Raw genomic sequence first — 23,858 nt, 5'->3', positions numbered from 1 at the left:
ACTTAAAATCATGGCTACAGAAAAAACTTGGTTTATTACAGGTGCTTCAAAAGGGTTAGGTTTAGCACTGGTACAACGCTTACTTAAAGAAGGCTACAAAGTGGCAGCCACTTCAAGAGATGCTGGTATGTTAAGTAAGGAAGTAAACTATACGGGCGAAAACTTTCTGCCCCTTCAGGTTGATTTAAACAGCAACGAGAGCGTTCAGCAGGCGGTTAAGCAAATTATCGCCAAACTGGGTGGTATCGATGTGGTGGTTAACAACGCCGGTTATGGACAATTAGGCACACTGGAAGAACTTACAGATGAAGAAGCTCGCCAAAACTTCGATGTAAATGTATTCGGTACATTGAACGTGATTCGTAACGTGATGCCACACTACCGTGAGAAGAAGTCCGGAGCGTTTTTCAATATCTCTTCTATTGCAGGCTTTTTGGGCACCTTCCCTGGATGGGGTATCTATAACGCTACTAAGTTTGCAGTAGCAGGATTAACAGAAGCACTGTCTGCCGAAGTTAAATCAATGGGCGTGTCTGCGACCATTGTTTATCCAGGCTATTTCAAAACCAATTTCTTACTACAGGGTTCACTTCGCACCGCTGCCTCACCTATCAGCGAATATAAAGAGGCACGCGACCTGGAAGTAATCCATAATGAGCAAATCATCGGCAATCAGCCAGGAAGCCCCGAAAAAGCAGCAGCAGCTTTTATCCAGGTAGCAGAAATGGAAACCAAACCGCTGCACCTCTTCCTGGGCTCCGATTCTTTTGGTATGGCCAATAGTAAAATTGAAGCCTTACAGGCAGATTTGAAGACATATGAAAGTATCAGCAGATCTACTGATTTTTAGGAGCTTTAGCAATAGCTGATATGCATGACCAGGGCTTTCACAAAACTGGTCATGCATATTTAAAAAGTAATTTTTGGTAAATTAGTATACCAGTAATGGCTTTATCAGTAAGTACACTTTGTTGATTTTCTTAAGTATTTTAGCTTAGTAGTATGGAAAATTCTTCAATACCAAGGAAAGAGCTTGAGACTTTCGCTACAGAAAGTTATAAAATACCATTGTTCGATGTCCAGCATTATCCGGTTGATTCCAGTTATTTTATCATTCAGAACAGAGAAACCTATCCTGTTAAGGACTATATCTCACCGCACCGTCGAAAATTCTACAAGATATTTCACATGACCTCCGGAACCGGCATACTTACAGTGGGCCTCCACCAGTATGAAATGGGACGCAATGAAATCGGATTTCTACACCCTGATGAGATCGTGTCCTGGCAAACCACATCAAAAGAAACAGGTGGCCACTTTTGTTTAATACACCCTGATTTCTTTGGCCGGGATGCAGAGCATGTGCTCCAGTGGCTAAAGCAGTTCCCTTATTTTTTGCCAGACAAAGCAGTTGTACAGCTGCAGGAAGACCAATCAGCCGCTATAAACGGATATTTTGCTACTATGCTGAGAGAAGCCCAAAGCGATAGTGACGACAGCAAACAAGCAATTATGCTTCAGCTTCAGCTACTTTTACTGGAAAGTCAGCGGGCAGGAAAAAACCGTATTCAGACAGAAGTGCAGGAAAACTATGGTCATATATACAAATTCCTATCATTGCTGGAATCTTCTTTTCAGGTACGGGACCGCAACGCATTAACCAAACTAAAAACAGCAGCTGAATTTGCAGATGAACTGCATGTGCATCCCAACTACCTGAACTCGCTTGTGAAGAAACATACAGGTAAAACCGTTAGAGATCACATTCAGGAACGTTTACTTCACGAAGCAAAGTCTCTTCTCGTGCATACCGATTGGGGAATAAATGAAATTAGTGACGGCCTTGGATTTTCAGGACAGGCAGCCTTTACTTCTTTTTTTAAGAAAAAAGAAAATATCTCCCCCCTGGCATTTAGAAAAACGATCACTAATGTAAGGATAGGCTAAACATGATCCAAAAGATTACAATGCAGGGAAATACTGAAATTACTGTCAGCTGCCATACAAGAGCAAATTTAATCGGGGAGCATGTAACTGAAGATGCTTATCAGATCTTCCAGGTAGTATCGGGATCAGGGTTTGTTTTACTGGAAAAACACCTTTCCTTTCTTGCAGCAGGAGACCTCATTTTTCTAAAGCCTGGCTGCAGGGCAGTCTGGAGCTTGTCCGGCAGATCAATTTTGCACTACTGCAAAGTAAAACCACTATATTTTGAGCAATCCCCCTATATTATCAAATTGTTCAAACAAGACTCAATTTTCAACTTCAGGGTAATTATCAGCAACCTGCCACGCGGACAAGCGGCCACAATAGGAGTACTTTTTCAACTGATAAGAGATGAGGTGGAAGGACCACATGACGATAAAAAAGACGCTATACTGATTCACCTTCAGATGCTGCTTTTATTAGCCCATAGAGTAGGCCATACATCCCTGGAAAATTAGCCACTCACTTATTCTTATCACTATTTATCAATGAACACCTATAGCGCCACGTTTATATTTGGTTATAGCATCATGCATTTGCTCTCCTAATGCTGTCATAGCCAACAAAACAGGCATAACCATTTGACCGATCTCGCTTAATTCATATTCAACTCGTGGAGGCTTCTCGTTATAACTACATCCCAGCTCAATTATCAACCAGGCTGCAGCTGGCTAACATTACGGAATCTCCCCGTGTACCAGCATCTATCAAACGGGTTAAAAAAAACTGTTTTTATTTTGAAAAACCAGAAAATGAATGATATCTTAGACAGCGTTAACTATAACCTTCTATATTCAACTGAAAGCAACTCCCTTTACCATGAAAAAAGCACACACGATGTGCGGCTTAGCTATTGTCGCCGCACTTACCTTTTCCTCCTGCGCTACTATTTTTGGAGGCACCCAGCACACTTTTGTAGTAAATTCTAATCCCGGGGATGCCAAACTGGTGATCACCAACAAAAAAGGGAAGGAAGTCTTTAACGGTAACACACCTGCAACGGTACGACTGAAATCCGGTGCCGGCTACTTCTCTCCGGCTCAGTATACCGTAAAGTTCACCAAAGCCGGATATGAGGAATTTACTATGCCTATCCATTTTAAATTAAATGGCTGGTACTTTGGAAACATCCTGATCGGCGGGGCTATTGGTATGTTAATCGTGGACCCATTGACTGGTGGTATGTGGACAGTCAGCAATACAGAGAAACGGATCAACAAGATGTTGAAGCCGCAGGGAGCGACTGAACCCTCACTGACTATTGTCGATGTTAAACATGTTGATGAGGGAATGAAGGAGCGGTTAGTGAAGATCAATTAAATTATTAAAATTAGCCCCGGCGGGGTACACCTGCCGGGACTAATCAATTCCCCCATTACTAATGAGGCCCAAAGGGACATAAAAAACCCGCAAACTTCAAGTCTGCGGGCATTATATTAAAGTAGCATAGCTAAGGCCGGGGCGACTCCCCTCTGTTAACTACGATCCAAAGTCTCATTTTGCTTGGCAACCTTCTCATTATTCTCTTTCTTCAATGCTGTCAGCTTTTGTCTGAGAGTGCTGTTGCTAGTGGCCAGGATCTGTACCGCCAGCAAACCGGCGTTATGAGCACCATTAACACTTACTGTGGCTACAGGTATATCGCCAGGCATTTGCACGATAGACAGAAGAGAATCCCAACCATCAAGAGAGTTTGAAGACTTGATGGGAACACCCACTACAGGCAAAGTGGTAATAGCAGCAACCATACCCGGAAGATGGGCTGCACCACCAGCGCCGGCGATGATGATCTTCAAACCACGTCCTTCAGCGGCAGCTGCGTATTCAAACATTCTTTGAGGGCTGCGGTGTGCCGACACAACATTAAACTCGTAACCTATGTCGAATTTCTTTAACACCTCTATTGCCTGACGCATAATAGGCGCATCTGAACTACTGCCCATAATAATGCCTACTTCTACCTGTTTCATATTTTTCAATTTAAAATTTTCCGAATGGTTTCAGCCTTTGCGACAACGTCCTCCATTGTGCTGCCTGTAACGGTTATATGACCTATTTTCCTGCCTATTCTGTTGCCTTTCTTGCCGTACCAGTGAAGATGTGCTCCCGGCACATCCAGCAGGTGCTGTAGTTTCTCTGCTCTGTTCGAAATCAACGCAGCCGTTTCAAGTATGTTCAGCATTAAAGAAGGACAATGAAGAGCTGTGTCACCCAGTGGCAATCCTAATATGGCCCTGAGCAGCTGCTCATATTGCGATGTTGTGCTGGCTTCTATCGTGTGGTGCCCACTGTTGTGAGGCCTTGGAGCAAGTTCGTTCACCAAAAGGCGATTATCTTTTGTGACAAACATTTCCACTGCAAGAATACCAACAAGTTTGAGCGCATCCGCTATTTTTTCAGCAACAGCGATGGCTTCTTTCCGTATCCCTTCTTCTAATTCAGCTGGTGCCACCTGAAAATCAAGTACGAATCTCTCTTCGGAAAATACCATCATTACAGGATCATAGCACTTTACAGCGCCATGTTCATTTCTTGCTACGATAACAGAAATTTCATGCTTAATATCCACCAACTCTTCCAGCACACTTGGCTCTTCAAAAGCAGTGTCAATGTCTGCAGGGGTCTTCAAAACCATCACTCCATAGCCGTCGTAACCGCTACGTCGTTTTTTCAGACAGCCTGGTAGTTTACTTTCATACTTGTGCAGATCGCCTTTGCCTTCAACGGCAACCCCTGGCACAACCGGTATATTATGTGATAGTAGAAATTGTTTTTGAGTGAACTTATCCTGGATCACTTTAATAGTATCAGGAGTCGGGAAAACCTTTTTCCCTTGTTTTTCGAGTTCGCGTAAAGCATCAATGTTTACCGCCTCCATTTCTATAGTAATAACATCAAGGCCCTTGCCGAATTCCAACACCGCTTCATACGATGTTTGATCGGCACAAAAGAAAGAGGAAGTATAACGTGAACAAGGCGCATTTGCGTCTTTATCCATTACTGAAACGCTGAGGCCGAGATCTATGGCATGCCGTATAAGCATACCTCCCAGCTGACCGCCCCCTAATATTCCTATTTTCAAATTTTCTAGCATAATCTTCAATTGGGATGCAAAGGTATAAAACTATTGTCAATGATCGTAATGCCATTCCCCTAAGCGTTTTAGCATTTGGGGGTATCCTGAGCTCTGATGAAACAGCTGATATGCAAGAAAGGTAAAATGCCCGCAGCTAGTGTATCTGCCGGCTTTTCGGCCACCTTATAATAGACATTACATACGTCTAAAAGTCGGGATTGCTGATATTAAATAACAATATTATATAAATTGATACCAGGACCGCACTTTAGCAAAATTGACAATCCTCCCCTGTTTTAATCACGTGCTTGAATACAAAATCCTCATAAATATATGTATATCAATTATAAAAGCATTCTCATATCTTAAATACGGATATTCGCCAATAAATCAAAGCTTGATCCTGAAGCAAGCCTTATACTGCCAATACCGGATACCTACCTTGCCGACCAAGATACGGACTACTTTTGCTCCTGCCGAGGTACTACTAACTGGCATTGTCTACCGGTTATTTCTTTTCCTCCAGCTTGTTCAGCATCTCCACAAATTCTTCCGGAGGCGCCATCCTGAGCGTATTATCATCAATTTCACAAGGTATTTTGATAAATCTGCCGTTTCTATACCAGTACAGGCTATTACTGATGGAACCTGGGCCCTCATGATGAATATTGTAGATAACAGGTATCAATGTATTGCAGGCCGTTACCACTTCCAGATCTTCTATCGGGTACAGGAATGCAGCATGCCTGTTGGGTATGGCCACCAGCGTGCCATATGCACCGATCACCAGCGGAAAGTTGGCCAGGTCCAGCACAATATTGGGGGCATAAAAGTGCTCACCATCTGCCAGCCAGCACTGGATATCACCAATTTTCTGCATGATGATGTCGGGATGGTATTTTTCTTCGATGTTTTTTAAACCTAAAGTAAATATCTCGTCCTCAGTCTTATTCCAGGCGTCAAAGTCCCTGCGGGCAACATTCTTTATACAATGCGGAAGATCAAATACAAGCATGGCTACAATATCTTCCGTCAGATGCCTTACAATGGCGACATTCTCCATATTTTCCTTGTAATAGTCTACATGGTAAAGCTTTACCCCAATGTATTCCTTTGCAAAAGAAAAATCAGTCGACTGCTCGATAAACTTCTTATCAAATGCTGCCAGTTCTTCCATTTGGACAAACTGTTCGTGAATGATCTCATTCCATGCGGAGGGAGCGGCCTGTTTACAACGCTGTGCCAGATTGAGCAGACCGATCTGGTATCCACCGAAACGATCAGAAGAGGCATCTGCCATTCCATCATTAATAACATAACTGATCTTTTCCTTCTTGAAATATTTATCGATCTGTGCCAGGAAATTTTCATATTCTGCAGGAGTGAAGAAATCTGCCCATTCAGGTATCTGTACCTTCGCCTTGTTACGTTTGAAGAAAGAAAACATGTGATAATTTTAAGCTAAATTGACCTGTAAATATAACCTTTATCTACTTGCCAGGCGTCATGAATTAGTTTCCTTTAAAAGCAATCTCGCCAGATAACCTATATTTGCACCATGTTTGACATTTTAGATAAATACAAAACACAGGATCATTTCTTTCTCACTCCAGAAAACGATCTCCAGACAGTATGCAATGCACCTGCTGATAAAAGTGGTGTATACGTTATCTATGCCTTAAAAAAAGGACGAGTTGAGCTTATCTACATTGGACATTCGGGAAAAATTGAAAAAGATGGCTCTCTTTCAATTAGAAACGAAGGATTGGGAGGCCTGAAAGATGAAATCATCAATGGCCAGCAGTTTGGTAAAACGCCAGCACATATTGCCTGGAAAAAACAGATGGCCAGAGAAAATATTGAAGCTTTGAATATATACTGGTACGTAACTCACAATACCAGATATACTGACTGCCCGGAAGTGTTAAAGAGAAACTTATTAAGGCAACACCAGGATATCTTCGGCGTATTTCCAAAGTGGAATAAATCTATTTAGAAGCCGTCTTATCGGATTTCAACGGCCAGGATTTATATTTACAGCAAATATTTACCCTTACTCCATGGAAGATGTTTTTTATTTGACCCGCGGCTGGAGGAATGCCACTTACTTAATGTTCAGCGCTCTAATATGCGTATTTGTTAGCCTGCTGATCTACTCATTCTTCGATCCTTTTCTCAGAAAAGGCATCTTTTTTATTTTACCTGTATCGCTTATTGCCATTGGTCTTTCCGTATGCGGTATTTTACAGGTCGATGAAAAGATCTTTTGGGATAACCATAGTGTGCGTAAAGTATCCAGACTTGTTAACAGAGAGATCCTGCTGGAAGATGTAAAAGGATACAAGTTTGCCTGGAACTACCTACATATCGTTCCTCACAAGGGAAAGGGTAAAAGGATCCTGGTGTCTACATATGTATGTGGTATGCGCCTTTTGCACGAGGAGCTGGCTTCACGTTATCCTGATCTGAAGCAACAGCAGGGATAGACCTTTCTCGTTTCAATAATCGGCATGACTCAGTTTTGTTTATTTTCCCGTCTGCAATAAATCAGCTACTCCAAATGCAATTGCATACACATCTGCATTATCAGCATTAGTTAACATAATTATTGCTGTCTTATCCTCGATATAACGAAAATAAACAGACTTAAAACCAGGCAATGAGCCTGCGTGATGTACAAATTGCTTCCCGTTCAATTTATTTGTCATCCAGCCATAACCATAATACATGACCTCATTGTCCATTGTAAGAGGAGTTTTAATTGTATCACCCCACATCAGATTCCAATTTTTTTGCGTAAGCAGTTTGCCATTCTGCATTTCCATTTCCCATTTCAATAAATCATTTATGTTTGAGAGAAAAGCCCCACTAGGTCGCAGCGCAATATAGTTTGGTGCATTTAGTATAGAATCATTGGCATCCTTTATATAACCAGCCGCTCTGTTCGGAACTATTGCTTCGAGCGATGTTGTTCTGGTACTACCCATGCCACATTCATCGAAAATACATTTCTTCATAAAATCAGGAAAAGACTGGCCAGAAGCGATCCTTATTATATCCGCTAATATAAAATAGCCGAAATTGCTGTACTCGAATTTCGAACCAGTTGGAAAATCCAAACTATCAGTAAAGGCGGTTTTGATATAAACAGAATCTGCCTGGGCTCTCATGCCATCAAAGCCTGGAGGATCTATGGGTAATCCCGATGTATGGTTAAGCAAATGACGAATGGTGACAGCATTCCATTTTGCAGGAACGTTTTTTATAAATTTCGTTATGGGGTCAGATACTTTTAATTTACCCTCCTGCACCAATTCCATGATACCAACTGCTACAAACTGTTTGCTAATGGAGCCTATCTTATAAACAGTTTTTTCTGATGCCGGAACATCCAATTCAATATTTGCCCGTCCGTAACCTTTAGCCTTAATTACTTTCCCACTTTTTATAATTCCTATTGATAGACCAACGATTCCCTGCTGTTTCATTTGACTAGCTATAAAAACATCAATAGTATCTTGTTGTGCAATTGAGGCGACTGGTAAGAGGAAGCATGTTAGAAATAAAATAAATGGTCTCATGATGTTAATCTTTGTTATCGTTCAGATACATGGGACTGTTTACCTTGTTAAGGTAATTTATTTTCTTCACATTTGCTTTCAGTCACCTGCTGGTTCAATTTTCCTGCATATCCGCTAGTTTACCCCCAACAGTAACATCTATAAAATTAAACTATCTTCGCCGCCATCAAAAAATGTGACTTATTCATTAATAACACTTTATCATGGAACAACAATTAGCCAAAATGCAAAGGGAATTACAACGACTTAAATGGTATGCAGGTATCTTAACGATGCTTTTAGTTGCCATAGGTCTGTTTGCATTTTCTGGTATATCCGATATCGGACGTTTTAAAGAGATCTCAGTGGAACGTATTAACATTCTGGAAAGCAATGGTCAACTGCGGATGGTCATTTCTAATAAAAGCCGTTCTCCCGAAGTACTTGCCTATGGCAAGCCTTTTACCCCACCTATTCCTGGTGGGAATAGGCCGGGACTTGTCTTTTACAACGACGAAGGCACAGAAGATGGCGGATTAGTATTCATGGGAGGCAAGGACAGCACAGGTAGATACCACGCCACAGGGCACCTTTCTTTTGATCAGTATAATCAGAATCAGGTACTCTACCTGACCTATTCTGACGACAATGGCGACCAAAATACAGGCCTTCATATTGACGACTGGCAAACCGCTCCTCCATTCTGGCAATGGCGGGCTGATTATAAAAAAGCACAACAACTTCCGGATGGTCCGGCAAAGGAAGAATTACTGAAGAAATTAATGGAGCCTAAAATGGGTCAGAAGGCGGTCGCTCAGCGTGTTTTTGTCGGAAAGGATGATAGCAAAACGGCAATGGTAACACTTGCTGATCGCATGGGAAAACCAAGGCTTCAGTTACTGGTAGATTCCAACGGCGTAGCTAAACTGAACTTTTTGGACCAGCAGGGAAAAATTACATATAGCTTACCCAATTAGATTTAAGGCCCTGATAACACTATTAACTGGTTCGAATTTGTTTCCCTACCAAGCATTTAAAAAGGCAACGCGTCAAAGATTGCATCTCTGGCGCGTTGCCTTTTGGGTGTCTTATGAGATTGCCCCAGATCGGATGAATCAAGCTGAAACTTCATCGGCTGTTCTGCAGAATTATCTCCAGTGCTGCGTTTCTCTCAATGAGAACATAAAGTGATATATCTTTTTAAGTTCGTCCGGTCCACCAGGCCCATAATCTCTAATTGTTTTTTGCTGGTCATTGTTATATTGCACTCTTAGCGTATAGGTTGGATGATCTGTAACAGGTATTGAATAATTGTCTTTTAGTCCTAGAATGTTACTCAGCTCAATAAGCTGTTTCAAGCTGTCCAACTGGGCCTTTTCTACTATTGTTTTAAAATGCCCTTGTTGATCATTGTACATTTCGGCATCATAATAGGCAGTCCCATCTTCTAAAACCGACATAGTAAAAACCGGACAAGTTCCAAAACAGGCATCAGCCTCAAAGACTATCTTTGAGATAACTGGCTTTTTATCAGTGCAACTTTTGTGTTACCTTCGGCAGGCCAAACCACCCACTTTAACTCCTATGCCGAACAACAAAGCAGTTTTTTCCGCTAACGACATACTGACTCAATTAGATGCCTGCGCAAAAGATTTCAATTTTCCCATGTTAGACAATGGATATATTTACCCCGTAGTATCGAGATTGTCCGTCTTTGGCGATCTTGAAAGTTGGGTGATAGCCATTGAAGTAGTAGGCTACCACTATCGCTTATATGGACACGACGGTATAGAGAATTGCCTGTACATATATGGTAATCGCCTTCCTTTCGCAGCAGGAATGAATAATGCGAATTTTCTGCTGGTAACAGCCGATAGTGATGAAGGCGCTACTTTCGTAGGCGACCAATGGGGAACACTCAATCCTGACGTACACACCATGTTGATCAGAGACCAGAAAGTCATCATACCCAAAGATCCTGCATTCTACGCTGCGCGTAACGTTGCTTTGAAAAATCCGCCTTCTATAAGAGTATATGAATTTATGCGTGCAAGCCTCCCGGAATTCAAGGACGAGTTTCTGGCTGTCGAAGATGAAATATATGATTGTTTTCGCCAGAACCTGCCCAGGATCATGCAGCTGGACGAGTGGTTCCATCCCGATATAGCTGGAGAGGAAAGGCCTTCCGAAAATGAGACATTTCAGATGATTGCAAGGGTACTGGAATCAGGAGACAGCTCTCTTTATAAACCTACCAAAAGTCCAAACAATCATTGGAGCAACTGGCCATATGGAGGTAGCGTCTGATTCATCTATCTCTTGCGTGCTCTACTAATCCGCTCTGCCTTGAATAACCGATGGTGCTGCGACGCAGCCGACTTTTTGGTGCATGGCTGAACAAATAGCATCAACTATTAGAATTGGCGGATATCCGTTATCTTTATTGCCCAAAAAATAGTATATCTATGTCTGTTAAAAAAGTTTTTATGCTGGCGCTTCTTACCTGCCAGATACTTACATCCTGTAATCTGACTCCCCCTGAAAAGTATTTTGACGAAGCCGTATTAAACTGTAATTCGATCACCGGCATTTCGGGTGATGGCCTGATGAACGAACTGGAAACTCCGTCTGTAAAGCTCAAGGAAGGCAGCAAAAGTGATGTCGTGCCAATGACCAGAAAGGAGACTATTGATCTGAAGATATTAGTCGTAGAAGACAATCTTAAAAAACTGAGTAAGCTGACAGAGACGTCGGAAACAAAAGAAATGATTCAAACTTCGATGTCTTTACATGAATATGTGCTGGCTATCTATAAAAACGAATACCGTGAACTTGCAAAGATGTATGATGAAGGTGCTCCTCAAGAGCAGATACAAGCAAAGGGACAGGTTATTCACGATAAATACAATACCAGATTTGAAGAATTATTCAACAAGCTCACGATGCTTGGCAAAGCTTATGCAGAAAAGCATAATATCCCTGTCAGATGGGGCTTTGGTTCTTCTGCTGCTAATTAAAAAAAACCGCAAGCGCTATGCGTTTGCGGTTTTGGAAATGGATTCGTCCACGTTGCTGAAGAAAAGATCAAACTCTTCTGTCGATATTGGTTTTGGAAGTAATGTCACTCTATATATTTTTTTTTCGCATCAGGTACGAGGCGCCTCGCAGTCGGTTAACTCATGGAAGGCTTACGAAAGCACAAAGTTCCATGTCGGCACTCTGAAAAAATAAAGTACTATAAGGATCAACATTGTAATAAAATAAGACTTTGCACAACTAAACGTTCCTTTCCAGGTATGTCTTAATCCTATAATTGAACTAACAATTAAAACCACCATTAAAGCACCCCAGTTAGCGATAAATGCGTTCAAGGGTAAATCCTCAATTCTTGTTGCCTCTGCACCTTCCCCAAGTATCATCCAATATATAAGAGGAATAATTAGAACAAATAATATTGAACATGTAAAAAAAGCAAGCAGGAAAACTGCAAGAAGATGAAGAAAATTTGTTTTCGCTTTAAATATGCGTGTTATTGTTTGCATTATTTGAATAACATACAGGTTAAAGATATCGGATGGTAACAGGGCAAATAAGTGTCGCCTCAAATCAATGTAAGAAGACATTAAATAGACAGACCATTGTATTGCTGCCATAACCTGGGAAGGAGCATAGGTAATTCTTCTTCGGTCCAGTCTGTTCCCTTAGTAGGAGGAGCGCCATAATCATAGTCGAGCCCTGCGGCGTAAGCAATACCCCTGGGGAACGAGTCATCTTCTTCCTCAATTCCTGTTTTCCGGTTATAAGCGTCTGTAGCTACATACATTAGTGCCTCATGGTCTACGTCATTGGCAATGCTAATATCATAGTTGGCGAGATAATCGGGGTTTTCAACCACCTCATTGAATAGTCTTCTACCGCGGGATATTAACCAGCATCTGAAATAGAGATATGAGTCGTCGCTTACTACCCCATCGATGATTTTGAGTGCAGCCATTACTTTATAGGTATCTGCCTCTATGATCAGCTCGCGGAATATCTTCTCAAATTCAATTATTATCTCGGTATCGAATTGTTGTAATAAATCAGTAAGTACGATTATCTGTTGCTGTTTGTCTCCGTGAGACTGCTTGTAAGATTCCTCAATCAGGTCCCAGAAACTGAACTTATTGATTGTTTTGAGGTCAAAAAGATGCTTTTTCCTGATACAGGTCTCCCAGAAAAAAATGTTCCTCTTTCGGTCTTCCGCAAGAAAATATTCCTTTAAGGGGCCATAGTCTACATGCGGTGGAATATTTATTCGCAGATATTCCGGACCGAAAAGAACCTGTATTTCACCATGCAGGCTGCTTATCATATCATATACCTCTTTACCCCCCTGCTTTTGTGCGATATTAATACGTACTGCACTATAGCCTGACTCTTCAACAACACCGTCAAAAAAGTAAGTGCCGTTTTCATAAACGACATTCACAATATCTCCGACGGCAAGATCATGTGCGCTCAAAGGTGTTTCAGGTAATTTGTAATGATCTTTGTGGCGTTTGACTGTCAGGTATTCAGTCTCATGATTAATCCAGCCTTCGTAGTATTCTGTATTGTGAGGTATCGCTAAAAGAATTTCGTCAGGGTAATAAAGCAGCATAGGGATATAAAAATAATATGCAATAGTAATATTTTTTCGGCACTCCGGAAATACATGCTATAGTTAGCAGCCGATATATAAAATAAATTCCCCCATTCCAGGCATAAAGGTCAGGAAACTGTCCAGACTATGAAGACAGCTTCTTTACATTATCCGCCGTATCTTTGCGCAAACAGCAATATATGGAAACCGGAAATACGTCAAAAGATCCTCTACACGGAGTAACACTTGAAAAGATCATCACTCAGCTCGTAGATAGCTACGGATGGGATGAACTTGGATACCAGATCCGGATCAATTGTTTTATCAGTAACCCGTCCGTACAATCCAGTCTAAAATTCCTGCGTAAGACTCCCTGGGCAAGAACTAAAGTAGAAGAATTCTATAAAGAGGCGTTGCGTAAGGGGAAATTGAAGTAGAGATTTGTTCAACCCGCTCGTCATATGGAGACAGTCCGATGCCCTCTATCGACAGGTAATGTAGTATACATTTCTATCCACTCTCTGATTTGCTTTTCATTAGTATTTAACTTACTAATATTAATGTTTACACTCAAATGACTACTGGAGAGGTTTAATATCAAGTGGGTATTGTTTCCAGCTTCCGAGTCCTGATAGGTAACGGTTTCAAAATCGACTATTGTCTCCCACTTTATCATCTTTCCTTCATATTTCATACCATCGTTGCCAATCAGTAAAATTACTTCTCTTCTTATTAAACGAATCCAGTTATAGAAAGCCGCAACAGAGAAAACAATTAACAATATCCACATTAAGCGCGTCTGCTCCATGTAAATATATAATAACGCCGTAACCGTGGCATATAACAGGCATCTGGTAATTATTGCAGCAAGGCTATTTGTTAGTTTTATTTCATGATTACGCATAGGTTAATTTAATCTGGTAATTTATTCTCAAGCAGGTAACAATTTGTCAACGCGATTAGTTGTTCAACGATTCATATAACTTATCAAATCGCGCAGCGAATGCGCCATAACTTTCAGTCCATCCATTTGCCATTGAATGTTCCTGAAAGGTGCCTGTCGGGCTAAAATGGAAATTTATTTCATCAAGGATATCTTTATGGCTTTGTTGCAGTTGGTATATACATCTGTCTATCTCCTTTCGCAGTTCCAGAGGAGTCTCATAAGATGTCCTGATTAAATCTGAATCATCAGTAATTTTTTCTTTAATGACGGTAAGAATAGAAATAAGCTCATTAATTAAACTATCTATAAATTCACGGTTTGAGTTCATATCGATCAGGGATGTGGTGTCATACAAGTTTGCAGGTAACTCCCAAATATACACAATTCAGCAATTTCAATGCATCTATAAAGCCATTATAAGCTTAAAAATCCCCCTCCTCCCCTCTATCGTTTGGAATATGAGCTAATTCACTTTCATCTATTAAACCTCGTTTCATTTCTTCAATTATTGGATGCTGCGTAACCAGGGCAATTGTGCCACTGGCTGTGGCACAAATTCAAACTGTTGCAAAAAATCACTACTGCTTGATCGTATATAAATTCCCACCTAGAAAATCATTTATTTGAGGAAAGCCTGCTTTTAAATCATTGAAAGGTGTTGAAGGAAATTATTACCCCATTTAAACTCTGCCTGTCTTTGCATGATTTCCTTCCCCAAGTATGCTTTCACATACGCCATAGTGACAAATTTTAGTGATTAAAAAGTTGCTCAATCACAATCATGCTCACCAAATCAAACAGCCCCCTCTCCCATTTAAGGTGCAGCCCGCTATTCGTGATTGCTAACACAATATTAGCACGATTAATAACGCCAATTCGGACGATGCATACAAACTGCAAAACGTGAGGACGAACTGCAAAAAACGTGTGGTGGGGAATTCATCAGCATTATCAGTAAAGTCGGAAATCTATGCCTCTTATGGAATCATGGTTTGACCTGTCCTGATCTGGTTTACTTCAAGTCCATATCGAACTTCATACAGCTAAAGATTGCCTTATTGAATGGGATTAATATGGCCCACATGGGCAGGCTCTGCCTAAAGTAGGAAATAAATGAAGAAAGATAATTTATATGCCAGCAGACAGATCCTAAAAACCGATTATCAGGTATCTCATCATATTTACAATACCGACTGTCTAGAACGGGTAATCGCACCGCCATGGGTATGTTAGCTGCTTTGGATTAACACGAAGATCCAGCAACAAATTTATAAGCTCCTCCTCAGAATTTAAATAGTATTGTCGTTCATTGCACATTATTAAATCTTCATCTCCGATAAATTCAGACATCTTTTCTTTTTCAAGTTCAAAATCACGAATGTAATAAACATGCTCTGGTATGTTTATGTTCAGCGACCGGCCTTCCGGTTGGTAAATAACTATCCATCTTCTCAGATGATTAGCCGTTGGATTCAGTTCCGCGGCAATTTCTTTACCCATTCTAAACCTGTTATAAATTGCCAGATCAAATATATCTTTTAGATCCTGGATATTCATTTTTAATACATGGTGATTAAATACAATCAATGCGTCGGTTAAAGGTTAAAGTTAAACTATTCCATGCTGCCCACAGCAAAATCATCGTTCAGCAACCAAGAGAACAAAGACACCCCATGAAGTGTATTCCCATACCCCCCACAAACGTTACGTGCACACCCTTACACAAGCCCACCACCATTTAACTTCCATTTAAAATTGTTTACAATCCGTTTAATATTTACTAGTAACTTATTACATTATTACGCATTATCTTGTTGTCAATTTCATAGTATAATCAGCCAAAAGGAAATCTGCTAAAAACAGATCGTTACACAACAGAAAGATGAAGATCAATTTTCACTGTAAAGCAATTTTACAGTAGGTATTGCTATGTACTCCTTTCAAGAATCGTTTATGCAAATATTATTATATTAATCAAAATCAGTGACAACACAATACCGGGAAAAGTATTAATCAAGCCCGTATTAAAACCAATGCCAGTAGGGCAATCAACCAAGCTAATTTCGTAATAATCCTAAGCACTAAATTTTACTTCATGACTGTTAATTTTACAAAATACAGCTATGGCTGTAGTCTATTGTTATTAACGCTCGTCTTCACCCTTATGTCCATATGCGTCAATGCACAAGGCACAACAGATGCGCGTGTAACTGTTTCCGGGACAATTAAGGATGGAGGGGACGGGACATTCATCCCCGGCGTATCTATCAGTATCTCCGACTCCAAAGCAGGTACAGTTTCAAATATAGATGGCGGCTTTACCATTAAAGCCAACATAGGTAGTACGCTGACGTTTTCAATTGTAGGGTATCTGCCTTTTACTTATAAAGTGAAAAGTCCAGAAGCCAACGTGGCCATTGTATTAAGGCGCGATAAAACAGACCTTAAAGATGTAGTGGTTATTGGTTACCAGGAGGCGTCCCGCAAAAGCGTAACAGCTTCCGTTACTTCGGTAAATCCTAAAAACTTATTGGATGTTCCTACCCCCTCACTGGATGCGCTCTTACAAGGCCGCGCCCCTGGTCTGGATGTGCAGAACTTTTCCGGTGAACCCGGCGTCAGAAGCAACGTCGTAATGCGTGGTAACACAGCAGTGAGCAGAAATATTAACAGTGACTTCACCACTGCCCAGGGTAAAGCAAGCCTTGCTCGTGCCTTGAGTGGTCCCCTATATGTAATTGATGGTGTGCCACAGAGCACGGAAGATATCGCTGCTATCAACTATGGTAGTGGTACAAATACAGACGCATTGGCGGGTATTGCGGTAAATGATATCCAGAGTATTGACATCTTAAAAGATGCCTCTGCTGCTGCCATTTACGGTTCAAGAGGCGCCGGTGGTGTGATCATCATCACTACCAAACGTGGTATTACCGGTAAACCAAGAATTGACTTCTCTGCCTATCACGGTATCACCGATATGCCTACCCTCGATAAAATAGTGATCGGTGCTGAAGAGCGCAGAGGAAAGATGGCGCTGATCCAGCACTATGGACAATATTTGAACCTGCAGAACATCCCTCAAATCCTGACGGATAGTCTGAACCCTGCATTTAACAACGCAAATGATTATCAGGGTCAGCTCTATCAAACGGGTCAGGTGGGCAACTATGATCTCTCTGTAAGTGGAGGCACTAACCTCATTAACTACAGGTACTCCCTTAACTATTACGATGAGGAGGGCATTATTAAGAAATCCGGTTTTAAGAGATATAGTTTCAGCACTACTACAGGGCTGAATTTATCTCCCAAACTGAATATCAACACCATTATCCGTTATTCCAGATCAGACAGACCAAGATCAATCAATGATCTGTCAGGTGGTTATGGCCCTTTTAATGGTGGCTATTATGCATCCAGTCCTTTACCCTCATCATTATTATATTTATCTCCTGCCAATGCGGCTTTCATCTTTGGTAATACCACCAACCAGACAGACCGTAACTCAGATGATAACCTCTCTATCAGTCCTGTAATTGACTGGAAGATCTCTAAGAAATTCAGCTTTAACACAGTAATATCCTACTCGGCTCATACCGCACGCACGGATTCATACACCCCAGGTGCGGTGAGAAGAGATGGTACAGGTGCTGCATCCAGCTTCGTGGAAAACAGGAACAACTACCTGATGAGTAATGCCCTGCAATACACCACCGGATTTGGTAAGGACCATACCCTGAACCTGCTGTTAGGTCAGAATACTGAATACATGGAGTACAGGGCTACGATATCAAAAGCAGTAGGTATTCCGAATGACCAGATCCGGACCGTTACGGTACTGGACAAGAACCTTGCTGAAACCAGTACTGACCTGTTACAGAGTGGCATCCAGACCGGTTTCTTCCGTGTGAACTATGGCTTTAAAGGACGTTATTTATTATCTGCCGTAATGAACGCAGATGCCTCTTCCCGCTTTGGTAGAAACAATCGCTGGGGCTATTTCCCATCGGTATCTGCAGGTTGGGTGATCAGCGACGAGCCATGGCTGAAAAGCAAGAACAACTGGCTTACTTTATTGAAACTGCGTGCAAGTTATGGTGAAACCGGTCGTCAGCCGGATGGTGGCGATAACTACCTTTCTTATAACACCTACAACATCGGCGCAGGCGCTTTCCCTGGTAGCACCAACCCTTCCACAGGAGCCAACCAGTCATTAACTTATAATGGTGTTCCTGCTATCTCTCTTAACTTTGATAAAGGTCTTTCCAATCCAAATCTTAGCTGGGAAAAAACAAGCCAGTCTAACCTGGGTCTGGATATCACTTTATTGAATGGACGCTTTAGCGTAGTAACAGATGCTTACGTAAAATCCACACATGGAGGGATCTTTACACTGGCAGTGCCTATTACCACCGGTTATTCCACTAACACTGCCAATGCGATCGGTGTCAGGAATACAGGGGTGGAAATGCAGTTCATTGCCAACATCTTTGCACCTGCCAAACCTTTCCAATGGCAGTTCCTATTAAACATCGCCCATAACGATAACATCATCACTTCATTACCAAATGGTGGTCGTGATATCTATCTCGATAAATACTTATTGAGACAAGGTCAGCCTATTAACACGTATAATACCTTCAAAGCAACCGGCATCTACAAAACTGATGCTGATGTGCCTGTGAATCCGGTAACGGGATCAGTACTTAACTTCTATGGTTATCCATTCAGAGGTGGTGATCCGATCTGGCAGGATTCTAACGGCGATGGAGTACTGGACGCCACAGACTATGTGCCTACCGGTAATCCAAATCCTAAAATGACAGGTGGTTTCAGTAACACATTCAGCTATAAAAGATTTACACTGGACATCTTTTGTACGTTCACTACCGGCCGTCAGATCTACAATGACTACTTAGCGGGAAGATTGTCTCAGCTGGTACCTACAGATGATGGTGATTCAAATCCCCTGCACTCCATCAGTACACACTCTCTGCCTGATCTGAGTGGTATCAACTACTGGTATAATCCAGGTGATAATGCACAGTATCCTTCATTGAGCTCTGTAACGGGTACCCGTTATAAATATGCACTGGTGAGTTCACAGTGGGTAGAAAGCGGCGCTTACCTGCGTATTAAGAAAATATCGCTGGGTTATAGTTTAAATCCTGCATTACTGGAAAGAGTGCATCTGAAGCGTGTACGTATCTATGGTCTCGTAGATAACCTGAAGATCTTCCAGAAATCAAAGAACGTACCTGATGCAGAAGAAGTGGATGCTTTTGGCGTATATAGTGGCAGTGGCTATCCGCTTCCTAAGAAATTCACGTTTGGATTGGATGTCAGCCTATAATCTTTTAAAAACAGGATCATGAACAAACGACTCTTACATACAAGTTTTACCATCTTATTACTGGCTTCCATCATGATAGTATCATCATGCAGCAAAATACTGGACCTGGAGCCTCATAATTCTACTTTCACAGAAGCATATTTCTCCAATGAATCAGATGCGAATACCGCCATTGCCGGTGCTTATGCACTGTTGAGGAATATCCTTATCACAGATAATACATGGCATGTGTATGGTGACGTTCCTGCCAGCGAATTCCTGATCAATGGTAACTATGACTCAGGCAACAGCAACGTTGCATTAGGCCTCTTTACAGGTTTGAACGTAAACGGCGGCAGCTACTGGAACTGGCAGAAATATTACAAACTGCTTCAGCAGGTAAACCTGATCATTGCCAAAGTACCAGGGATCGACTCCACAAAATTTGTTGATCCTGCCACTAAGTCTCATATCATCGGCGAAGCATACTTCCTCCGTTCTTTCACTTATTTCTTTATGAGCAGAGTATGGGGTGGTGTGCCTTTGAAACTTACACCCGACTATGATGCCAATGCTGCTTTAAATATTCCAAGAAGTACTGCTGATGAAGTACTGGCTCAATGCCTGGCAGATGTGGCCATTGCTGAAAAAAACATGTCCTTCGGTTACACCGATGAAGGACAACGTGCAGTAAGAGCAAATAAGGGAAGCGCCTATGCATTGGAAGCACATATAAGGGCATGGAAAGGTGATTATGCGGGTTCTGAAGCAGCTGCCAATACCGTGATCACTCAGGGCGGTTACCAGCTGGTAGATTCTGCAAATTACGAATCCGTATTCATCGGTAAATCAGCAGAAGGCATCTTCGAGATCAATATCAATGGCGGACAAAACGAAGGCATCGCTATCAATGGCGGCGGCAACGGTTCTGCCAATACACTGATGCAACCTTTCATCTATGGTAAATCATACCTGGAATGGCCGGTAAGCACTATCTATGTAAATAATATTTATAAAGCAGATAGTACTACCGATATCCGTTACAGAAAATTCTTCTATCAGCCGCAGTCATCTAACGGACAGGTGATCAAATATGCCAATATCAGCTATGCAGATGGTTCTACAAAAGGAGATCCGAGGTTAAATAATAACCTGAATATATTCAGGCTTGCTGATATCATGCTGTTAAGAGCAGAAGCACTGAATAAGTTAGGCCGTGACGGAGAAGCAGTCGTATTATTGAATAAGGTACGTGAAAGAGCCGGCGTTCCGGATTATAATGGCGCTGGTGAAGCCCTGGCTACTGAAATACTGGAAGAACGCCTGAGAGAATTATTCTTTGAAGGACATTCCTATTTCGACCTTGTAAGAAATAATAAAGTGACGCTGTATAATGAGTCTTTCAACCAGGATCAGTACAACAAAGGAGGATGGTTATGGCCAATCGACCCTGCCATGTTCAAAGACGACTACACACTTGCTCAGACACCTTACTGGCAGGGTAAACTCTAATCAAATTTAAACCAGCTGTATGAAAAAGATATTTTCCGGAACGCTCATATTAATGACGATAGTTTTCTTCTCCTGTAAGAAAGATTATACGATCGGCGGTAGTGTTACTAATCCGCATGTGAATATGACAACTTACGACTACTTAAAAACAAATCCCTTATTTGATACACTGTTATTGTTAATTGACAGAACAGGTCTGCAAGAAGAAGTGAATGCATCAGGAACTTTTTTTGCTATCACTGATTATTCTATCAATAATTATGTAACAAAAAAACAGGAAGACCTGAGGGTGAAAATGAACGATGAAAACCTCGTGTATACCTTCGATTCCATTGACTATGCCGTGATGAAAGATTCCCTGAGAGCTTATCTTTTTAAAGATCAGATCACAAGGGATAATACCACAGAAATTGGCCGTTTCTTTAAAGCCAATGACGGAGAACTGCGCCTGGTGCAACTGATCCCTACCACTGATTATACAGATGGTACGGTTTTCAGCACCAAACCAAAATATATTTACCTGACTAAATTGATCCCTACTGAGAATGGGTATCCTGTACCAACTGATTCTACCGGCCTGCCTGGTCTGAAGGACGGTCAGGAGTTACAAACACTTTGTCAGACGACAGGTATTCTCACCACAACGGGTGTATTGCATGTGTTGAATAACAATCACACATTCACCTACTTCGGGGATTTAAACAATTAATCATTACTTTATTTCTATTATCATGACTAATAATTTTAAAGCTACCGCTTATACATTGCTTGCAGCCATTGCACTCTCGTCTGCCTGTAAAAAGGTAGAAAATGGCTACCTGAGTAACCAGATACGGTATGTTGATAATCCAATGGAGATAAAGCGGGGACAGATCGAACAAACTGTTGCGGTTAGCAATGATGGTTCGAGTGCGCCGGTTGTATACAAACTGCTCGATATCAGGGACAGCGCAGGACATCACGCAGATTCACTCTATGCCTCCTACAGCCGCTATGAATGGATCGGTGAGTTCAACCCGGATACTGACACTACAGTAGAACTCCTGAATAAGAAAAGACAACTGGTGAATAAACCTCCTTTCGATTTCAACATTCATACTGGTGCGTTTACTTTCTATAATACTACTACAAAGGTACCTTTAGGTAAGTACGATTTCGATATCCAGGCCAGCAATGAAAATGGCACCAAGACATTTAAGAACATCGCCTCTTTTACGTTGGTGGATGATGCTCCTTATGTAATCGGCGCTGGTGGAGCTGCCTTGTTCCTGGATGGTACTACCACCAGTTATGATATCGGGGCGCCTGATGTAACAATCGTAAAGACTTCAGATGAGGGAACCAATATTGTTCTGAAGATCACAGACCAATATGGTAAACCATTTAATCCTTCAGCAGGAGAGATCATCAGAAGAGGCGACCGTAGTGATTTTGGCACCTATGCTCAGTTTCACCCACTCGTGTATACAGATTCTACAATGACCTGTAATTTCGAGACAACACCGTTTCCTTTAAAGCAGAGCACTTATGGTTACCTGATCTACTACCGTATTCCAAGTCAGTATGTGATAGCTGATCCTGGTTACGCACCGGATAATAAGCAGATCTATAGTGCGAATCCAAGGTTTCAGTTTAATATCTACCAGGAAGGTACTTACCAGGTTACTGTGAGAGTGAAGCACGTAACAAGAGATCCTAACTAAGAAATACAATTGTTCAGAGGGGGCTGTATCGTAGGATGCAGCCCTTTTTCTTTATAATTTCATTGGCAGCATCGATCTTTCTATTCGCGAAAACGAAGTGAAGAATACACTTACTGCTACGGGCACTGGCAGAAATGTCGAGATATCTTTGATCTTTTGTTTGTTTTCTGAGAAAATCAGCATTTTCTGAAAAATTAACCCATTCAATAAAATAAACTAATTTCTAAATACTGTTTCTATAATACCAGATGCAAATTTCGTCGGGTCTATTCTGTAGATTATATTCGGCAGCTGCCCAATCGTCCATAAATCATTCACAAGTTTCAAAATAATTCTACTAAACATGAATATGGCATTCTAAAGGCGATGCGAATGGTCGATTCAGATTCTACTGGTAGCTCCACCTGGGATTCGCCTATCTACACACTATTATATTATTTGGCGGAAAACAACTTTCATTCTACTTTAGCAGGCATGAGTTATTATATACGCGTCCTTGGAACAGAAAATCCAGATATTCATTTAGACGAAATTTTAGAAGCATTAGACGAGGAAGGTCTAAGCGCCACATTAGGCGCGCTCAAAAATGAGACCCCAGAAAAATGGACGCGTGTTGAATTAAGAAATAAAACTAACAAACTGTTAGCTGTAATTGAGAGAGATGCAGTTACAGGCGAAGGAATGGGCAAGGAAGAGCTGGACGAATTCAAAGCAAGCATCCTTGATTTCCAACCGGCGACTGCAGCTAAATGGCTGAACGACTTTTTTGACCGTGTACAGGTTATTTATGCCTTCAGGCTATTGCCTATAGGAATGGAAGAGGATAATTACCCTATTATCACCACTACACAATCCTTTATCTGGGAAAAAGTGAAGGGCATTCTACAGGCTGACGAGGAAGGATTTTCCAATGAAGAGGGCTACCATATTTTATGGCAGTTCCCCGATGATGCAGATGGCGACTGGAATTGTGCGGTGTTAAATGCCGATGGAAAATGGGAGAACTTCAGTATGGATTTAGGTAATAAAGACCAGAGGAAAGCTTTTAAAAATGGTTTGGTACCGCCGGGCGCAAAAAGGCGTTAAAACACGCATACTCTTTTTATAACTTTAAATAAT

Annotated in this window: 25 protein-coding genes; 15 read left to right on the top strand and 10 right to left on the bottom strand. The window is 41.4% G+C overall.

Features of this window, described 5'->3' with window-relative positions; genetic code table 11:
- The first annotated feature begins 10 nt into the window (after nucleotides 1-10).
- The 3 genes from BLR32_RS16620 (at nucleotide 11) to BLR32_RS16610 (ending at nucleotide 2,444) form a co-directional block, all read left to right on the top strand.
- On the top strand, nucleotides 11-850 hold the full coding sequence (locus BLR32_RS16620) for an SDR family NAD(P)-dependent oxidoreductase (RefSeq protein ID WP_089833720.1): 840 nt from the start codon (nucleotides 11-13) through the stop codon (nucleotides 848-850).
- A 152-nt stretch (nucleotides 851-1,002) separates the two neighbouring features.
- Nucleotides 1,003-1,947 carry a helix-turn-helix domain-containing protein gene (locus tag BLR32_RS16615; RefSeq protein WP_089833718.1) on the top strand — a complete coding sequence of 315 codons (945 nt, stop codon included), beginning with the start codon at nucleotides 1,003-1,005 and terminating at the stop codon, nucleotides 1,945-1,947.
- A gap of 2 nt (nucleotides 1,948-1,949) precedes the next feature.
- Nucleotides 1,950-2,444, top strand: a complete 495-nt coding sequence (locus BLR32_RS16610) for a hypothetical protein (protein ID WP_089833716.1) — start codon at nucleotides 1,950-1,952, stop codon at nucleotides 2,442-2,444.
- A gap of 27 nt (nucleotides 2,445-2,471) precedes the next feature.
- Here BLR32_RS16610 and BLR32_RS34605 read toward each other — a convergent pair whose 3' ends face one another.
- Nucleotides 2,472-2,642: a winged helix-turn-helix transcriptional regulator gene (locus BLR32_RS34605; protein WP_089833714.1), complete on the bottom strand. Its 171-nt coding sequence runs from the start codon at nucleotides 2,640-2,642 to the stop codon at nucleotides 2,472-2,474.
- 163 nt (nucleotides 2,643-2,805) lie between these two features.
- On the opposite strand from BLR32_RS34605, the gene BLR32_RS16600 reads away from it, so the two are divergent.
- The gene (locus BLR32_RS16600; RefSeq protein WP_143011497.1) at nucleotides 2,806-3,306 is read left to right on the top strand and encodes a hypothetical protein; all 501 of its coding nucleotides are present in this window, start codon (nucleotides 2,806-2,808) and stop codon (nucleotides 3,304-3,306) included.
- A 155-nt stretch (nucleotides 3,307-3,461) separates the two neighbouring features.
- On the opposite strand, the gene purE is transcribed toward BLR32_RS16600, so the two are convergent.
- From purE to BLR32_RS16585, 3 genes are all read right to left on the bottom strand, one after another.
- Complete coding sequence (gene purE, locus BLR32_RS16595) at nucleotides 3,462-3,956, bottom strand: 5-(carboxyamino)imidazole ribonucleotide mutase (protein ID WP_089834188.1); 495 nt, start codon at nucleotides 3,954-3,956, stop codon at nucleotides 3,462-3,464.
- Nucleotides 3,957-3,961: 5 nt separating this feature from the next.
- Complete coding sequence (locus tag BLR32_RS16590; protein WP_089833710.1) at nucleotides 3,962-5,080, bottom strand: 5-(carboxyamino)imidazole ribonucleotide synthase; 1,119 nt, start codon at nucleotides 5,078-5,080, stop codon at nucleotides 3,962-3,964.
- A 490-nt stretch (nucleotides 5,081-5,570) separates the two neighbouring features.
- On the bottom strand, nucleotides 5,571-6,509 hold the full coding sequence (locus tag BLR32_RS16585; RefSeq protein WP_089833709.1) for a hypothetical protein: 939 nt from the start codon (nucleotides 6,507-6,509) through the stop codon (nucleotides 5,571-5,573).
- Between the two features lie 111 nt (nucleotides 6,510-6,620).
- On the opposite strand from BLR32_RS16585, the gene BLR32_RS16580 reads away from it, so the two are divergent.
- Together BLR32_RS16580 and BLR32_RS16575 are read left to right on the top strand one after the other, a co-directional pair.
- Complete coding sequence (locus BLR32_RS16580; protein WP_089833707.1) at nucleotides 6,621-7,058, top strand: hypothetical protein; 438 nt, start codon at nucleotides 6,621-6,623, stop codon at nucleotides 7,056-7,058.
- Between the two features lie 64 nt (nucleotides 7,059-7,122).
- Nucleotides 7,123-7,548, top strand: coding sequence for a hypothetical protein (locus BLR32_RS16575; protein ID WP_089833704.1), 426 nt, complete (start codon nucleotides 7,123-7,125; stop codon nucleotides 7,546-7,548).
- Nucleotides 7,549-7,587: 39 nt separating this feature from the next.
- Here the strand turns inward: BLR32_RS16575 and BLR32_RS16570 are convergent, their stop codons facing one another.
- Nucleotides 7,588-8,643, bottom strand: a complete 1,056-nt coding sequence (locus tag BLR32_RS16570) for a serine hydrolase domain-containing protein (protein WP_089833702.1) — start codon at nucleotides 8,641-8,643, stop codon at nucleotides 7,588-7,590.
- Between the two features lie 203 nt (nucleotides 8,644-8,846).
- Here BLR32_RS16570 and BLR32_RS16565 point away from each other — a divergent pair, with 203 nt between their 5' ends.
- Nucleotides 8,847-9,599 carry a hypothetical protein gene (locus BLR32_RS16565; protein ID WP_089833700.1) on the top strand — a complete coding sequence of 251 codons (753 nt, stop codon included), beginning with the start codon at nucleotides 8,847-8,849 and terminating at the stop codon, nucleotides 9,597-9,599.
- A 171-nt stretch (nucleotides 9,600-9,770) separates the two neighbouring features.
- Here BLR32_RS16565 and BLR32_RS16560 read toward each other — a convergent pair whose 3' ends face one another.
- Complete coding sequence (locus BLR32_RS16560) at nucleotides 9,771-10,130, bottom strand: DUF6438 domain-containing protein (RefSeq protein WP_262487415.1); 360 nt, start codon at nucleotides 10,128-10,130, stop codon at nucleotides 9,771-9,773.
- A gap of 76 nt (nucleotides 10,131-10,206) precedes the next feature.
- Between BLR32_RS16560 and BLR32_RS16555 the strand changes: the two genes are divergently transcribed.
- Nucleotides 10,207-10,929, top strand: a complete 723-nt coding sequence (locus tag BLR32_RS16555) for a DUF7003 family protein (RefSeq protein WP_089833696.1) — start codon at nucleotides 10,207-10,209, stop codon at nucleotides 10,927-10,929.
- A gap of 158 nt (nucleotides 10,930-11,087) precedes the next feature.
- Nucleotides 11,088-11,639: a hypothetical protein gene (locus BLR32_RS16550; RefSeq protein WP_089833694.1), complete on the top strand. Its 552-nt coding sequence runs from the start codon at nucleotides 11,088-11,090 to the stop codon at nucleotides 11,637-11,639.
- Nucleotides 11,640-12,244: 605 nt separating this feature from the next.
- Here the strand turns inward: BLR32_RS16550 and BLR32_RS16540 are convergent.
- A complete protein-coding gene (locus tag BLR32_RS16540; protein WP_089833690.1) occupies nucleotides 12,245-13,264 on the bottom strand; it encodes a DUF4240 domain-containing protein in 1,020 nt (339 codons plus the stop codon).
- Nucleotides 13,265-13,446: 182 nt separating this feature from the next.
- Between BLR32_RS16540 and BLR32_RS16535 the strand changes: the two genes are divergently transcribed.
- Nucleotides 13,447-13,683, top strand: a complete 237-nt coding sequence (locus BLR32_RS16535; protein ID WP_089833688.1) for a VF530 family protein — start codon at nucleotides 13,447-13,449, stop codon at nucleotides 13,681-13,683.
- A gap of 20 nt (nucleotides 13,684-13,703) precedes the next feature.
- On the opposite strand, the gene BLR32_RS16530 is transcribed toward BLR32_RS16535, so the two are convergent.
- The 3 genes from BLR32_RS16530 to BLR32_RS16520 all read right to left on the bottom strand — a co-directional run bounded on the left by BLR32_RS16530 (nucleotide 13,704) and on the right by BLR32_RS16520 (nucleotide 15,749).
- Nucleotides 13,704-14,150: a hypothetical protein gene (locus BLR32_RS16530; protein ID WP_089833686.1), complete on the bottom strand. Its 447-nt coding sequence runs from the start codon at nucleotides 14,148-14,150 to the stop codon at nucleotides 13,704-13,706.
- Nucleotides 14,151-14,205: 55 nt separating this feature from the next.
- Entirely contained in the window at nucleotides 14,206-14,520 is a 315-nt protein-coding gene (locus tag BLR32_RS16525; protein WP_143011495.1) for a hypothetical protein, read from the bottom strand.
- 869 nt (nucleotides 14,521-15,389) lie between these two features.
- Nucleotides 15,390-15,749 (bottom strand): hypothetical protein, encoded by a 360-nt coding sequence (locus tag BLR32_RS16520; protein WP_089833682.1) that lies wholly within the window; start codon nucleotides 15,747-15,749, stop codon nucleotides 15,390-15,392.
- A 538-nt stretch (nucleotides 15,750-16,287) separates the two neighbouring features.
- Between BLR32_RS16520 and BLR32_RS16515 the strand changes: the two genes are divergently transcribed.
- The 5 genes from BLR32_RS16515 to BLR32_RS16495 all read left to right on the top strand — a co-directional run bounded on the left by BLR32_RS16515 (nucleotide 16,288) and on the right by BLR32_RS16495 (nucleotide 23,825).
- The gene (locus BLR32_RS16515; protein WP_089833680.1) at nucleotides 16,288-19,545 is read left to right on the top strand and encodes a SusC/RagA family TonB-linked outer membrane protein; all 3,258 of its coding nucleotides are present in this window, start codon (nucleotides 16,288-16,290) and stop codon (nucleotides 19,543-19,545) included.
- Between the two features lie 18 nt (nucleotides 19,546-19,563).
- Entirely contained in the window at nucleotides 19,564-21,036 is a 1,473-nt protein-coding gene (locus BLR32_RS16510; protein ID WP_089833678.1) for a RagB/SusD family nutrient uptake outer membrane protein, read from the top strand.
- A gap of 19 nt (nucleotides 21,037-21,055) precedes the next feature.
- Complete coding sequence (locus BLR32_RS16505; protein ID WP_089833676.1) at nucleotides 21,056-21,745, top strand: hypothetical protein; 690 nt, start codon at nucleotides 21,056-21,058, stop codon at nucleotides 21,743-21,745.
- 22 nt (nucleotides 21,746-21,767) lie between these two features.
- Nucleotides 21,768-22,739, top strand: coding sequence for a DUF5007 domain-containing protein (locus tag BLR32_RS16500; protein ID WP_089833674.1), 972 nt, complete (start codon nucleotides 21,768-21,770; stop codon nucleotides 22,737-22,739).
- 372 nt (nucleotides 22,740-23,111) lie between these two features.
- Nucleotides 23,112-23,825 carry a hypothetical protein gene (locus BLR32_RS16495; protein WP_143011494.1) on the top strand — a complete coding sequence of 238 codons (714 nt, stop codon included), beginning with the start codon at nucleotides 23,112-23,114 and terminating at the stop codon, nucleotides 23,823-23,825.
- The last annotated feature ends 33 nt before the right edge of the window (nucleotides 23,826-23,858 follow it).

It is taken from the genome of Chitinophaga filiformis (assembly GCF_900102545.1).
GTDB lineage: Bacteria > Bacteroidota > Bacteroidia > Chitinophagales > Chitinophagaceae > Chitinophaga > Chitinophaga filiformis.
This window is presented reverse-complemented; position numbering and strand designations above follow the sequence as displayed.